Origin of the sequence: Shewanella electrodiphila (assembly GCF_023283985.1) — a bacterium.
GTDB lineage: Bacteria > Pseudomonadota > Gammaproteobacteria > Enterobacterales > Shewanellaceae > Shewanella > Shewanella electrodiphila.
Map to the genome: position 1 here is coordinate 237,468 of NZ_JAKIKU010000007.1, position 15,250 is coordinate 252,717.

The following is a 15,250-nucleotide window of genomic DNA, read 5'->3' on the forward strand; positions in this document are numbered from 1 at the left end:
AACATAGGATGCAGGAAATCATGGATGAACAAACTTAACAGTCACCCCATTAGTCGTCGCAGTTTTATTAAAACTATCGCTGGTGGCGCTGCCGTCAGTTTTACTATTTCAAGCCTTCCCATCTCTTTGCTTGCTGCAGAATCCCCACCTTTAACCGATATTTCCCCTGAGCCAGCATGGGCACCTGAGCCTGGTGTTGCGCAATGGCGGATCGATGGTAAGCCAAAAGTCATGGGGCAAAAGATATATGCTCGTGATTTTCGTGCTCGCGATTTAGCGGAATATGGCTGGCCATATCAAGCTGAAGAAAGGGTGATGTATGCCCTAAGAACCAATCGGATAAATACGATTGTAATGGATTATCAGCTTTCAATGCTCCCAGCCGAATTACAACCCATTACCATTATTGATGCGCACAAACTGGTTGAAGATAAAGTGGATATTAGTTGTGATATGAAAAAGCCATTTTTTGTGTGTGCCAAAAATAGGAACAAGAGTAAGAGTAAGTGTAAGAGTAGGCATGTTGCTGATTATTACGGCCAGCCTGTAGCTTTGCTAATTTTTGCAAATTTTGATGTCTATCGCCGTGCTAAAAAAATCCTGCAATTTAATCAAGATACTATTATTTATGGTGATACAGTTACTCCACTTCAGCCGAGTATTTATGGTAACTCTTATGAATATGTAAAAGGCTCATTGAATGATAATCCCTTCAATGTGGTACATGATGAGCCTGAGTACTATAAAAGTCACAGTCCTTTAGTAAAGAGCAACATTAATTCTGCCATTGAGGTTAACACTGCCTCTGGAGTGTGGCAGCAATATTCTGCTAATTATGTCACTCAAGTTATGGATCCTATGTTCATGGAGCCTGAGGCTGGTTTAGCTTGGTATGACAAGCAATCCTCTCGTCTGCACTTATTACTCGGTACTCAATCACCCACAGGGGATATATCTGGAGCAGCAGAAATATTTCGAAATGCAAAATGTACCCATAATGTCAGTGAAGTAGATTTGATTGCTTGCTATCCAGGAGGAGGATTTGGTGGGCGTGATAGCTCTTACTTTACCATGTATTTAGCCATGGCAGCGCCCTATGCTAATGGCTATCCATTGCGCTGGGCACAAGACAGATTTGAGCAATTTCAAGTCGGGTTAAAACGTCATCATACTGAATTTACAGAAAATTTATGTATTGATGATAATGGCCTTATTCAAGCTGTTACTGCGAGTTTTACATTAAATGGGGGAGGAAGAAAAAACTTAAGCCCTTATGTTGCTGAACTTGCAGCGTTAAGTGTCTGTAATGCATATAATATCCCGCAAATCATCGCTTATGGTGAAGCTCTAGATACACCTGATTTAATTGGCGGGTCGCAACGTGGGTTTGGTGGACCACAAGCCTTTATTGCTTTAGAAACCTTATTGGATCAGGCTGCAGAAGATACAGGTCGAGACCCTTTCACTCTCCGCCGTTTAAACTTGCTTGATAATCAGAGCACTACGGTAACAGGTGCACCTATTCAGCAAGATTTACAATTACCCCAAATTCTTGATGCATTAGAAGCTCAGCCATTGTGGACTAACCGTGAGGCAACAAAGCAACAGTTTGCCACTCAAGGGCTTAAATATGGTGTGGGGTTAGCGTTAGCAAACGAAGCGTATGGTACCGGTGGTGATGGTATGTTTGGCGCTGTGATGATTAACCCTGATGGCAGCATTACTGTTCGCACCCCCTATATCGATATGGGTAATGGCGCAGCCACGGCGCTTGGCTTAGCACCATCTGTTTGGTTAGGGAAAAATGCCAGTAATATTATGATGGGCGATGCTGGATTTTTTAATAATCTTGGCTTAACGAAGATAGATGCTTACCCTTCTTGCGAACCATCAGATGTTCAAGATGACCCTGCGAAACAAGTGGCACAGTTATCGGGTTCATCAAGTGCTTGTCTTGGGGCTTTTTACCAATACCATGCCGTATCATATGCGGGGCTAAGTCTACTTATAGGCTCTGTTATCCCGGCTTTACAGCAGCTTTGGCAAACACAAGTGGACTATAAACTGTTAGCTTTCTCCCAAGGAAGTATCAGTCTAGAAGGGTTTCCTGCTATTGAATGGAGCCAGATTGTTGAAGTAATTTTTAGTCAGCAACTACCCAATAGCGCTGCCGTTCATGCCAGCTTTGTTGGCGAGTTCGTCAATGCTGACTTTAGCTTTTCTTCATCAAGCCAAAATCCAATCACTCTGCCTTTAGACTATATTGCCCTTGGCACCTCGCCTAATGCTTTACAGACTGTCACTCGAACTAATATGACTACACTACCAAAGGTTAATTCACGTTATGGGCGTAGCACTTACGCACCTAGTGGGGCATTAATTGCGGTATCTGTCGATCCTAACACTGGTTATGTTGTTGTTGAAGATTGTATTACAGCGTTGAGTGCAGGTGTGCAACATTGCCCGCAATTGGTGAGTGGCCAATCTCAAGGTGGTGTTGCAATGGCAATGGGTTATGTACTGTCTGAAGACTGCCCTTTAAGTCCTGAAGGACCAGGTGCTGGCAATTGGAATTTAGATAAATATAAGCTAATGAAAATGGGTAATGTACCTTTAAATCAACAGTTGCTGGTTATGCCTCCTGCCGATAATGAAGCGACTGCGCGGGGGATTGCTGAGGCTGTAATGTGTCCAATTCCTCCAGCTATTCTCAACGCATTAGCGATGGCAACTCAACATCGTTTTACACAGTTACCTGTAACGCCAGCGGCAATAAGGACGGCAATCTAATGGATAATTTACGGATTTCTTTTGTGGTAAATGGTGAGGAAACTGAAGCGCCTACTACTGATGGTGATATGGCTTTAGTTGATTATCTACATGAACGACTAGGGTTAACTGGGACTAAATTTTGTTGTGGTATAGGAGAGTGCAGAGCGTGTACTGTTGCCACTAGAAATGGCCCTAACGCAGCAATGCAAACGACTTTATCTTGTTCAACTCCGGTTGATAGTTTGACAGGCTTAGAAATTTTTACTGTAGAAGGATTACAACAAGGAGATGAATTGTTACCTCTTCAGCAAGCTTTTTTAAGGCACTTTTCTTTTCAATGTGGCTATTGTACTCCTGGATTTTTGATGGCCACCTGGGTGTTATTGCAGAAGTTACAGCTTTCTCCCATTTCAGAGAATGAGCTGGATGATGCCATAGAGCAGGGTGTTGGCCGCAATATTTGTCGCTGTAGTGGCTATGTTAGATATTATCAAGCAATCAGAGAATTAGCGTTGCCTTTAACGAGGGAGCACTTGTCATGAAGGGGGATAAACGATTTTTACCAGCTTGGTTATTTTATATTTGCCACTCAATATGTGTTTTAGCCTTGATTGGCTGTGATAGCTTGGGTACATCATCTCAGCAGAAGCAGAGTTCAGTGATTGATGAAGTGGTTATTGTAGAGCCAAACCAATCGATTATTGAGTATGGCCAACAGTGCGCAAACTTGGTTGCTGAGGTGCCAGCATTTGATTGTAATGACGGGGTTGATGTGCCAATTACAGTTGATGGGAAAATACCAGAATATCAAGGGTATACGCAAAATGTGGTTTGCGACCGTCCTGCATTATTGCCTTATGGTGAAGGCACTTTTGGCCAGTGTACTCCTTATTCTAAGGTGTTAGATTTATCAAATAAGACAACTCAAATATCTGCTTTTTGTCGCCGAAAATACCTTCGACCCGATGATAGTCCGTTATATGACGAAGTTGACGTCATTTTGCATAGTACCACTACAGGTGATACGTGTTGGTTTCATGCTGAAGCCCCTTCTGGAACAAGTGCCGGATTTGATGCTTCAAGGGTACCACCACCTAATGAAGTCAGTCCTCCTCCAGGGCATGTTGATGCAATGACTTTTTGGTGGAAGCCGCTTGATACAGTGAGCAAGAATTGTGGTGGTTGTCATGATGCAGATCCGTTTATGTATAGTCCATATATAGGGCAGGTTTGGCAACATGTGCCGGTTGATCCATTCGGACCATATAATAATGCGATTGGTGATTTTGCTCTGTGGCCAACGTCTTCAAGCATTGAAACCGAGGGAAATACCTGTACCACTTGTCATCGGATTGGTAATTTAGGGAGTTGTGTTAATGTCGATCTTGAAACGGGACAAACATTCCCTGGTAATATTCAAGTCGCCTCTGGAATGGCATTACCTGTTAAGGGAGGGGATCTATTAGCGAACCAGTATCCTTTGAGTACTTGGATGCCGATTAATAATTTCCATAGCCAAGCGTTTTGGCAACAGGTATACAGTCCTTCAGTATCAGCTTTGTTGTCATGCTGCGATAATCCTCAGCAACTTCAGTGTCAATTAATTCCAATAACAGGTAGTTGAATGAACTGATGCCATAAAAAAACGCCACTATTGAGTGGCGTTTTTTATCACAGGTGACGGCTTAGCCTATCACGCTTAAATAGCCTTGCAAGATTATGGCATTAACAATATCAATAAAGAACGCGCCTACAATTGGCACTACCATAAAGGCTTGTGGAGAAGGGCCTGTTCTTGATACTAATGCACCCATATTCATTACTGCGGTTGGTGTTGCTCCCATACCAAACCCACAGTGACCACCTGCCATTACCGCGGCATCATAATTGCTACCCATCAACCTAAATGTCACGAAATAAGCAAAAAATGCCAGGATAATACCTTGAGTCAGCAAGATGATTAGTAATGGGATTGCAAGGTCAAAAATTTCCCATAACTTTAAATTCATCAATGCCATAGATAAAAATAAGGCCAATGACACTGTGCCTAATATATCAACACTTTCTTTATTGATTTTAAATCCACGGGTTAACTCAGTGATGTTAGTGATAACAACACCTAAGAATAATGCATACACAAAGTCAGGCATTTTAAGCCAAGTGAGCCCTGATTCATGTACAAAGCTGCCAAACCACTTAGCACCTGCAACACAAAGCAATAATGTAAACAAGGTTTCTAATATACGTTTTGCAGTGACTCTGTCTTCTTCTAATTGGTCATAGGTGACCAAATCAGGATGATCTTTATGATGATTACCACCAACACCATAAGATGACACTAAGTTGTTCTTATTAATTAAGCGCTGCGCGACTGGCCCGCCAATAATACCGCCCATAACAAGACCGAAAGTTGCAGCAGCCATGGCAAATTCAAGCGTATTAATGCCGTAAGAGTCTTGGAATGTTTGCGCCCATGCTGCACCAGTACCATGTCCACCAGAGAGAGTAATAGAACCAGCAATAAGCCCCATTATTGGTTCTAAACCGAGTGCTGAGGCCATGCCTACACCGACACCGTTTTGAATAATAATGTAGAGAGAAGCAATACCTAAAAATAAAAAGACTTTACTGCCACCCTTGAGCAACAGCTTATAGCTGGCCGCTAACCCAACCGAACTGAAAAACATCAGCATTAAGGTATTCTGCATCGATAAACTAAACTGCAGACTGACATTATTAAAATGCAAAACCGTGATGATTCCAGCGACAATCAAGCCACCTACAATAGGTTCTGGAATATTGTATTTTCTGAAAACGGCAACGTGACGGTTAACGCTATGGCCGATGAATAAAACTAAAATCGCGATAAGAAACGATTCAAGCTCTCCAATTGAGTAGACTGTATTCATGAAACTCCTCTTTGTAGCAGTAAAAAAAATTACGCACTGCCGTAACGCATCACCACATGGTATGCCTTTTATATATGACTCAAATTAATTAGTTATGCTGATTATAGATTATGAAGAAGCTAAATATAATGAGATTAAAGCCAAATGAAGGATTAACCAGCTGATCGAAGCTGTAATTAACATGGTCTTAAAGGGATTGAGAGGAATGTTAGCGTAATAGTTGTGAATGTAAAGTTGCTAGGTTCGGTTTGTTGCGTTTTTGAGGGTGATAAATCCCGAGAGATCTGGCTGGTGAATTCAATCTACAGTGGTGACAAAAAGTACGCTAAATCTGATCCCGCAATGAGATTCTTGATTTCTATTGCATTAAAGAGTGGAACCCAATTATGTTATGAATTCCACTTTGTTCTGATAAACCTCATCATTCAACAAGTGATTGAAATCGCTTGTATCAAGCTAACGGTTTAGCTGAATTAGTCTACTGCAACCATCACATTGCTTGCTTTGATAATCGCGTAAGCATTACCGCCAACCACTAAACCTAGTTGCTCACAAGATTTTTTCGTCACAACAGAAGTGATTTCTACGCCTTGAGCAAGCTCGATAACTACTTCGTTGTTGACTGAACCTTCTTCAATTGAAAGAATTTTTCCAACGAGCGAGTTGCGTGCACTGATCTTCATAATGTTTGTAATCCTTGTGTGTTATTTTTTCGTATCTAAATGATACTTATAGATAATTTATATTATAAAAATGTATTTGCAATCGTCTTGTACGACTAATGAGAATAGTTTAGTCGTTATTTTGGATATTTGAGGGTTGCTTCGCACTTTAAGTGATAAAAATGTAATTTATCTTGCTAATTTATTGTCATTCTTAAGTTGTATTTTTGATATAAATTACTAGTCAAAAGTTTTTCGTTTTAATTTAAGTGGTTATTTTTCAGTTGCTTATTGGTTTTGTGTTTGTCAATATTTTGACTTGTTAACCTGATGTGGTCAATGTTAAAATGTGCTTAGATTTAGGATGTAATAGATACTCTAACGGCAAACTCGTTGTAAAATGAGGACGCAAAGTGACAGCACAGGCAGGTCTGTGGGCTGCATTACTGAGTGTTAAAAGATGGCAGATTGTTTGTACAACTTATAACACTAGGATTTTATATGAAATTAACAAAGAAGTTAGGGATGCTGTTAGCACTGTCTTGCTCCACAGTTTCTATGGCTCAAGCTAATGATCTAGAGCTTGTTGCTGGTCAATACTTTTATGGCTATGAAGACCAGTTTAATAATGGTACTTGGGGGATTATTGATGACCTCGACTTTTCAGAACTACAAGAGGAAAACCCCAATTCACTTAAACGCGAATTGAAAGCGCTTTATTCTGAAGATGGTAAAATGTACTTTGACGTGCAGTGGACTCGAAAAACACTGAAGAAAATGTTTCCTGCTGAATGGGAAAACGTAAAGTCATTGGACGGTGATGAGCGCCGAGCTGCTATCAAACAGCTCCGTAATCAAGCTTGTGACGCGCGTATGGAAGTGGGTTATGCCACTACTTATGGCATTGATGGTGAAGGTTACGCAGCAGAACTTGATACGCATGCATGTAATAATGAACAAAAGCTAGGTACAGTCAGAATGCGTACATATGTACCTACTGTACCAGGTGCTGAATACGCTATTTCAGTTAAATATCAAAAGCGCGATTATGATTATGAAAGTCTTGGTGCTCGCAATGAAGCGCAAGCATTTCGCGATTTGATTGTTCGAGTCGGTTCTGAAAAGCATAAACTCTCTATTGATGCAGTTGAAGGCGAGTCATTAGATCAGGGCTTTAAGAAAGCCTGGATAACATTTACTGCTGATCGCTTTTATACACCGCTAATTCTACGTGATAGTGGCTTTCCTGATAGTTACGGTATTTTAATCCGCGGAGTTCAAGCTTTTAAAACAGCTGATAATGAACGCGAGCTGGAATGTTCGGCTTATTATGCTGCCCACACGCGAGCGTTAAAACGTTGTTTAGTTGGGGATGTCGACCCTCAATCTATCGGCTGTGATTTGACAGCTGCTAACATAGAGTGGATTCAAGGGGAAAAAGTAAGTACGAACCCTGATCGCTCTACCGTTTCGAATGTTTTTAGTACTTCTAATGATAAGTTTTTAACGCTAGGTCAAGCGGGTAAGCTTAAGTTAACCATGAGACAGAACGGTATTAATGCTGCTTGCCCTATTGCTGGTAAAACTCTTAAATTCAATGAATTTACTGCAAATGATCAAACGTATTTAACTTACGCTGAGAAAGGGGTTATCGGTATTAAGTTAATAGGCTGTGAGGACGAAAGCCAAAATGGTCGCACACTATTAGCGAACCAACACTACTCTGCGGATCCAGAAAACCCTTATGAAGTTCAAACCAGTGATATTTTTGAATACAACTTCGCTCCAGAGTTTTACCAAGGTTGTCGTTTATCTAAAGTGGTTATCACAGATAGAACGGACCAGATCCCTGAAACTCAAGAAGGCTATATTTCTTACAGTTTAGGTATTGAAGTCAACAGTCTTAATTTGACAACTGAAGATTAATTTCAGTTTTTAGACTCTAAAAAGCTACCTTCGGGTAGCTTTTTTTTTGCTGTTTAAAAGTGCTATAAAGCTCACCGAGTAACGAACTCTATTCGTCACACTTTGATCATGTTGGTGTCACAAAATTCTCTCACAATAATCCAATTAGATTAGATGCTCTAATCGTAATCGTATCAGTAACAATTATAAATAAAGGAATAGGTATGAAGTTGTCAGTGACGAGACGTGATTTTTTGGCGATGTCTTCAAAAGGTGTTGGGGCTGTGGTTGTCTCATGTGGCTTAATGGGGTGCGTTTTTGATGATGACGATGAAAAGAGCGTTAATGCAGACTTTCTTCATGGTGTAGCAAGTGGTGATCCTACTCACGATGCGATTATTTTATGGACCAGAGCAACGCCAGAAAATTCGCAAGATAACGAAGTGAAAGTGTCATGGGAAGTGGCTACAGATGAAAATTTTGACTCAGTCGTGACAGATGGCCAAATGGTAGCGACTGTAGATCAAGACTTTATTGTTAAAGTCGATGCCGTTGGTTTAGAAGCGGGCACAATTTATTACTATCGCTTTAAAACTGCTAATAAAGTATCTGTTGTAGGTCAAGGGCGCACCTTACCTGAAGGCGCTGTGAGTGCTGCTAAATTTGCTGTTATGTCATGCGCTAATTACCCAGCCGGTTATTTTAATGTATATGAATTAGCTGCTCAGCAAGATGATTTGGATGCTGTGATCCATCTTGGGGATTATATTTACGAATATGCTCGCGGTGAATATGCCAGTGAAAAAGCCGTAGAGTATGACCGACAAGTGCTACCCGAAGGTGAGCTATTTACATTGGCCGATTACCGTACTCGTTATGGCCAGTATCGCACTGACACAAGTTTGCAAAAGCTGCACTCTGCTGTCGCATTTATTACCGTTTGGGATGATCATGAAGTCGCGAATGATACTTGGCGTGATGGCGCTGAAAATCATAATGATGACGAAGGTGATTTCGACACAAGAAAACAAGCGGCGTTGCAAGCTTACTTTGAGTGGTTGCCAATTAGACCATGGACAGAAGGTAACCATGAGGAAATCTACCGTAGTTTTGCATTCGGAGATTTAGTCGATTTACATATGCTGGACACTCGTGTGTTAGCTCGTGATAAACAATTGGAATATGCCACTTACACAGATCCTGCAACAGGTGCATTTGATAGCCAGCAGTTTATGGCTGATGTCACCAATACAGAGCGAACCATGCTAGGTCAAGAGCAATTATTATGGCTGCAAAGCTCACTATTACAGTCAACGGCAAAATGGCAAGTATTAGGGCAGCAAGTGTTAATGGGGAGCATGTTACTACCAGCTGCTATTGCTACACTGCAAATGAGTATTCCTGAATTTGCTCGTTTAGGCGGATTAGCGCAATTAGCAGCAAGAGCACAAGCTGGCGATCCGAGTCTCACCGCTGAAGAGTTAGCCTATTTACAACAGAACCAAGCTGAACTGACTGATGAAGTACTAGCGTTACTGCAATTACCTGCCATTCCATACAATCTAGATGCATGGGATGGTTATGCTTATGAACGTGAAGTCATTTTCGCGTCAGCGAAGTCTATGGGACATAACTTGGTTGTCATCGCAGGTGATACTCATAATGCTTGGGCAAGTGATTTAACTGATGCAGCAGGGGATACTGTTGGGGTTGAGTTTGCAACGAGTTCAGTGACATCCCCAGGTCTTGAATATTACTTAGGCTTACCAGATGAGCAAATTCCAGCAACTGAAGCGGCTTTGGTGGATCTTGTTACTAATCTTAAATATACCAATATTAACGATCGTGGTTTGTTATTACTGACATTTACTCAAGATGAAGTAAAAAGTGAATGGATGTATGTGGATACCATTGCAAGTAAGACCTTTACTGAGAACTCGTCTCGTTCACACTCCGTGACCAGTGCTGCGGGTAATCCTGCCATAAATTAAAGTGAAGCTTTGATTTTAAAGCGCGTTTTAGAGTGTGTTTGAGAGAGTATAGTAAAGCTACCTATTAGGTAGCTTTTTTGTTTACTGAGCTTCTAATTTACCCAACTTTGACTATTAATCCTTGTTAATGAATCTCTAAAAATCTTCACACTATACTCATTGAGCTTGGCAGCTCAAACGGATATGCAGTGCTATCTGAAGAGTCATGTATATTGTTGATAATAAGAATTTATCTTGAGAGTAAATGCTAGTGGCGAGGTTGGTGCTGGAAATGTAAGCAGAAAACATGCTAGCTTAACTTAAATGATTAAATGCTCATCTAATGATGAGTGAAGTTGTGGTCGTTAGAAAGGGAAGGTTACGCCAAGGATGTCGAACAAAAAAATGTTGAACCCATATTTCAAAAAACAGCTATTTACCCCGTTATATATAAAGCCATTGCTTAAAGGGTCATTACTTAAAAGCTCATTGCTTAAAAGCTTGCGACTTAAAAGCCCATTGCTAGGCCTAGGCCCTCAGTTTAATTCAAAATTTATATTGTCTGTTGGGGTGCTAAGTTGCTCTTTATTGAGTGCTTGTAGCTCAACAACATCAACACCCTCAGCAGCTTCATTACCCATGCCGGAAACTGCGAGCTATTTCATCAAGCCCGAAGCGCCATCAACAGTGCCTTCAATTGAAAGTTTGTCAGAGTTACTACCACAGCAGAAACAAGAGCTTAATGAATTTATAGCCCGTGACGATATTGTCGGTTTGTCGAAAAGGTATCAAGTTGCCCGATTTATTGAAGATAAAATGGTCAACTTTAATTATGAGGGCTTGAATTACAGCACTTCTCAAGCTTGGCAGCAGCGCGCGGGTAACTGTATGGCATTGGCGATGCTGACCTATGGAGTTGCAAAGCACTTAGACGTAAGAGCTGTATTTCAGGTCGTTCACTCGGCACCATTATTAACGCATATTTCTAATGACCTTATTATAACTTCTGATCATGTTCGAACATTTTTGTATGAAACCGATGCTGGCGGCGTGTATTTAAACGGTAGTGAATTTACTGTGATTGACTATTTCCCAGATAGCAATGATCGCACTGGTGGGGTGGTGAGTGAGCATGAATTTATTGCAATGTTTTATCGTAACCTTGCAGCTGATGCTTTATTAGCGGGCGAATTAACCTATGCTTATACACTTCTTGAAAAAGGGCTCTCGTTGGCTCCTCGGTATGTACCATTGATCAATATGATGGCAGTAGTGCATAGGCGCGTTGCCGAACACCAAATTGCAGATGCGTATTATCAATATGGGTTACAGTTTGAATCGAATTCACTTAGCTTGTTGAGTAACTATCAATACTCCCTGTCTGAACAAGGGAAAGCACTTGAAGCGGATGCCGTTCTTCAACAATTGCTACAACTTGAAAATGATACCCCCTACGGTTGGTATTCGATGGGAATAGAGGCATTAACTTTACAACATTATTCAGCGGCAGAAACTTATTTTAAAAAGTTCATTAATAACAGCCCTTATTATCATCAAGCTTATTATGAATTGGCGAAAGCGCAGAATGCTTTGGGGAAATATGTCAGTGCTGAAAAAACCATTCAACAAGCGTTATCACTTACTTCAATGGGCGAGAGTCAGCAGAAGTATTTAGCCAAGTTGAATTGGCTAAAGCAATCTACAAAGCAAGAAGTGGTTGAGTGATAGCTGTTGTACCTTTGCGTTCCATTTGCATAAAAACCATTAACTGGCTTTTATGCAAACGTAATGTTCTGTATGACTAATCAATATTTAACGCCACGATTTTTAACGGGTGGTTATCATCAAATGAAGGGAAGTCTTCATGGCAATGAAGCCATTCGATAGCGCTTACCTGACGCCCTTGCTTTTCTACACAGCGTACTAGGCTATTTAACCAAGCTTCTCGGTCAACTTTAGCGACATTATTACAACAAACAATAGTACCGCCGTCTTTTGTGGCTAACATGGCAGGTTTAAATAAACCTTGATAATCATTAATTAAATCAACGGTACCGAAAGGGCTTTTAGCGAAACGAGGTGGGTCTAAAAAGACTAGGTCAAATTGAGTTGCTGCCAGTTTTGGATACTTTGGTAGTTTTTGGCCGCGACGACCGCCAACTTTAAGTCCTGCTAGCTGCCTTAGGGCAGGAAACGCATCACTTTGAATGAACTCACAAACTTCTGATACATGGTTTAGCTCTGCATTTTTCTTACCTGCTGCAAGGGCAAAAGATGAAAAATCCACATTAACAGCCCGAGTTGCTCCGCCCATAGCAGCAGCGGTACCAATACCACAAGTGTACGAAAACAAGTTCAATACTGTTTTATCTTGGCTATTGGCTCGTACATATTCTCTGCCTATACGCATATCAAGAAACAATAATGGGTCTTGGCCTTCATGGCGAAGTTTAGAGGTGAACTTTATTCCATTCTCCTGGATAACTTGTTCTGAGCAAGCAAACTCATGATGTTCAGTTTGTAAGTTGTTTTCTATTCGAGAATTTCTTTTAGCACGATCATTATAGATCACAGGCAAAGGCGTTAGAGCAGTGAGTAAATCGGTTATTTGTTCTAGTTGTTCTTCAGTTAATGTTTGATGAAATGTTTGAATAAGCCAAGCGTTACCGTAACGGTCAATATTAAGGCCATTTTCGCCTTCTACAGTGCCATGAAATAAGCGAAAGCAATCTGTTTGATTGACTTCGGATTGAGCGAGAAAATCTGCTCTTTGATTAATGGCTTGGGTTAACGAAGACTGAAGTGACATAAAAATGCTCGGTGACAAGAAAATTGAATAATGCGTAATTATATCAAGCTTGGGCGCATCTGTCGGTAAAAGCGCATTAAAACTAAATTGTAGATTTGTCTATCACTGACTAAGCTAAATAAGAGGTTAAATATCAATAAAGTGACCTAGCATGATTATTTATGTTTTAAGTGTATTGAACCGTGAAAAATCAGAATAATATTACAGGTATCTATCCCAACTTGGTTAGATTCTAGGGGTTTTAGTTGAAATCGTATAATGATCCTGCTTTTTTAAAAGTATTAATGGTTAGGTTTTTTATTGCCACACTGTTTTGCACTTTAGCTGTTAATAGTAAAGCTGATGAGGTGGTATTTGATCCTTTAGAGACTATTTATAACAGCCAGCAAGGTCGTGAGTTGGTTGAACTCTATTATCAAGCAGATGCAGAGCCTGAAAAAGTCGAAGCAGAGTTAGAGGTACTTAACAATCAAGGTGCTATAGATGAGAACCCCTATTACAAAGCCATTTATTATCGCATTAAGCATAATATAACCTTGGGGCGAACTGATATTGAACAAGCTGAAGTTATTGCGAAGGCAATGTATCAATACGGTCAAGATGTTGATCAACAATGGGTCGTGGCAGAGGCATTAACTTTAAAAGGTATTCTCGCCGCCAGACAAGGTGAAGGGGATAAAGCGAAACGCTTGATCGATCAGGCAATTGAATTAGCCTCACAGTTAAACTATCACCGCCTATGGGCTAGAGCCTTAAATGCTAGGGGCGTATTACATTCTCGTGAATTACAATATGAAGCCTCGCTCAATGATTATCATCATGCGATCTCCTTACTACTCAATATCAAATACAATAACTTTTTAAGTAAAGTTTATTCTAATATTTCAGTTGTTTACTCGCGGGTCAAAGATTGGCCTAATGCAATAAAATACAATGAGCTAGCAACAGATTTATATATCAACAGTGGCGCAGCGAGCTTTGAGCATTTAGTCGTGCTATACAGCAATGCCAGTCACATCATGCTGCAAGTAAATGATATTGAAGCGGCGACTGACTTCAGTCAAAAAAGTACAGCGGTCGCTCGTAAGTCAAATAATGCGCAATTAGTGGTTAACGCACTGTGGACTCAAGGTGAGCTTTTAATCAATCAGCAGCGTTATTTAGAGGCTGAGTCTATTGTTATGGAGTGTATTGAACTGTCGGCTGGAATGTACGACCCACTAGCGCGTAATCAATGCCTGTATGGTTTAAGCCAAGTACGTTTGTACCAGCAGAATTTTGAAGACGCTGAAACTAATGCGCTACAAGCATTGGCTGGTTTTACTGAAATTAATAATCAAGATTTTTCACTCAGCGTGCATCAGTTATTAGCCAATTTATACCAACAAACGGAACGATTCCCTCAAGCTATCACCCATTTGATTGCTTATTACGAAGGAAGGAAAAAGCAGCTATTTGATAAACGCGAAGAGCAAATATTTGAACTGCAAATGAAGTTTGATACCCAATTACAAGAAGAGAAAATTGCCCTTTTAACCGCAGAGAATGAGCTCGCAGCAGCCACATTAGAAAAGAAAGGTTTGCAAGAGAAGCTGTGGATGCTGGTATTGGGTATATCTTTTATCGGCTTAGTGTTTTTGATTCATCGTTATGTGACTCATGAAAAGCGAATTAAGCACTTAAGTTCCACTAACAAAAATTTATTCATGCAATCAAACAAAGATCCGTTAACGGGTCTGCATAATCGCCGTTATCTTGAAAACTTTGTCGAACATAAGGCGATAAGATCTCAGGTGAGTTATTACAGCGTCTTGATGCTTGATTGTGACAAGTTTAAAAATGTGAACGATACCTATGGTCATGAAGTGGGTGATGAAGTGCTGAAAACCTGCGCTGAAAGGTTGCAAAGCTGCATTAGAGGCAAAGATATTTTAGCTCGTTGGGGTGGCGAAGAGTTTATGGTGTTACTGGCGTTAGAATCAGCCGAACTACAATCACAGGTGCTTAAGCGATTTAATAACGTGATTGCTGAACAGCCAATGAAAATTGCCGAATTAGAGTTATCTGTGAGTATTTCAATTGGTGCGACAATGCCAGTGGCTGCCAATGAACTTGTAAAAGGCTGGCTACATTATAAAACCATGGCCGATGTTGCTCTATATCAAGCTAAAGGCCAAGGCCGAAATTGTGCTGTAATCAGCCGAAATGAAGAGGTGCTGTAGC

At 40.6% G+C, this 15,250-nt stretch carries 10 protein-coding genes and 1 riboswitch; of the genes, 7 read left to right on the plus strand and 3 right to left on the minus strand.

Annotated elements, in window-relative coordinates; genetic code table 11:
• Positions 1-24 precede the first annotated feature (24 nt).
• The 3 genes from L2737_RS14385 to L2737_RS14395 are packed head-to-tail and all read left to right on the plus strand — an operon-like array spanning position 25 to position 4,396.
• The gene (locus L2737_RS14385) at positions 25-2,790 is read left to right on the plus strand and encodes a xanthine dehydrogenase family protein molybdopterin-binding subunit (RefSeq protein WP_248956153.1); all 2,766 of its coding nucleotides are present in this window, start codon (positions 25-27) and stop codon (positions 2,788-2,790) included.
• Positions 2,790-3,314: a (2Fe-2S)-binding protein gene (locus L2737_RS14390; RefSeq protein WP_248956154.1), complete on the plus strand. Its 525-nt coding sequence runs from the start codon at positions 2,790-2,792 to the stop codon at positions 3,312-3,314. The genes L2737_RS14385 and L2737_RS14390 overlap by 1 nt, the downstream gene beginning before the upstream one ends.
• Positions 3,311-4,396 (plus strand): hypothetical protein, encoded by a 1,086-nt coding sequence (locus tag L2737_RS14395; RefSeq protein WP_248956155.1) that lies wholly within the window; start codon positions 3,311-3,313, stop codon positions 4,394-4,396. Before L2737_RS14390 ends, L2737_RS14395 begins: the two co-directional genes overlap by 4 nt.
• Positions 4,397-4,457: 61 nt before the next feature.
• Here L2737_RS14395 and gltS read toward each other — a convergent pair whose 3' ends face one another.
• Together gltS and L2737_RS14405 are read right to left on the minus strand one after the other, a co-directional pair.
• Positions 4,458-5,681, minus strand: a complete 1,224-nt coding sequence (gene gltS, locus L2737_RS14400; protein WP_229370759.1) for a sodium/glutamate symporter — start codon at positions 5,679-5,681, stop codon at positions 4,458-4,460.
• A gap of 473 nt (positions 5,682-6,154) precedes the next feature.
• On the minus strand, positions 6,155-6,364 hold the full coding sequence (locus tag L2737_RS14405) for a TOBE domain-containing protein (RefSeq protein WP_102528454.1): 210 nt from the start codon (positions 6,362-6,364) through the stop codon (positions 6,155-6,157).
• 352 nt (positions 6,365-6,716) lie between these two features.
• A riboswitch (cyclic di-GMP riboswitch) is annotated at positions 6,717-6,794 on the plus strand.
• 50 nt (positions 6,795-6,844) lie between these two features.
• Here L2737_RS14405 and L2737_RS14410 point away from each other — a divergent pair.
• The 3 genes from L2737_RS14410 (at position 6,845) to L2737_RS14420 (ending at position 11,943) form a co-directional block, all read left to right on the plus strand.
• Positions 6,845-8,269: a hypothetical protein gene (locus L2737_RS14410; RefSeq protein ID WP_248956156.1), complete on the plus strand. Its 1,425-nt coding sequence runs from the start codon at positions 6,845-6,847 to the stop codon at positions 8,267-8,269.
• 203 nt (positions 8,270-8,472) lie between these two features.
• Positions 8,473-10,239, plus strand: a complete 1,767-nt coding sequence (locus tag L2737_RS14415) for an alkaline phosphatase D family protein (RefSeq protein WP_248956157.1) — start codon at positions 8,473-8,475, stop codon at positions 10,237-10,239.
• A gap of 369 nt (positions 10,240-10,608) precedes the next feature.
• Positions 10,609-11,943: a tetratricopeptide repeat protein gene (locus tag L2737_RS14420; protein ID WP_248956158.1), complete on the plus strand. Its 1,335-nt coding sequence runs from the start codon at positions 10,609-10,611 to the stop codon at positions 11,941-11,943.
• A gap of 76 nt (positions 11,944-12,019) precedes the next feature.
• Here L2737_RS14420 and L2737_RS14425 read toward each other — a convergent pair whose 3' ends face one another.
• Complete coding sequence (locus L2737_RS14425; protein ID WP_248956159.1) at positions 12,020-13,027, minus strand: class I SAM-dependent rRNA methyltransferase; 1,008 nt, start codon at positions 13,025-13,027, stop codon at positions 12,020-12,022.
• Positions 13,028-13,272: 245 nt separating this feature from the next.
• Between L2737_RS14425 and L2737_RS14430 the strand changes: the two genes are divergently transcribed.
• On the plus strand, positions 13,273-15,249 hold the full coding sequence (locus L2737_RS14430) for a tetratricopeptide repeat-containing diguanylate cyclase (RefSeq protein WP_248956160.1): 1,977 nt from the start codon (positions 13,273-13,275) through the stop codon (positions 15,247-15,249).
• The last annotated feature ends 1 nt before the right edge of the window (position 15,250 follow it).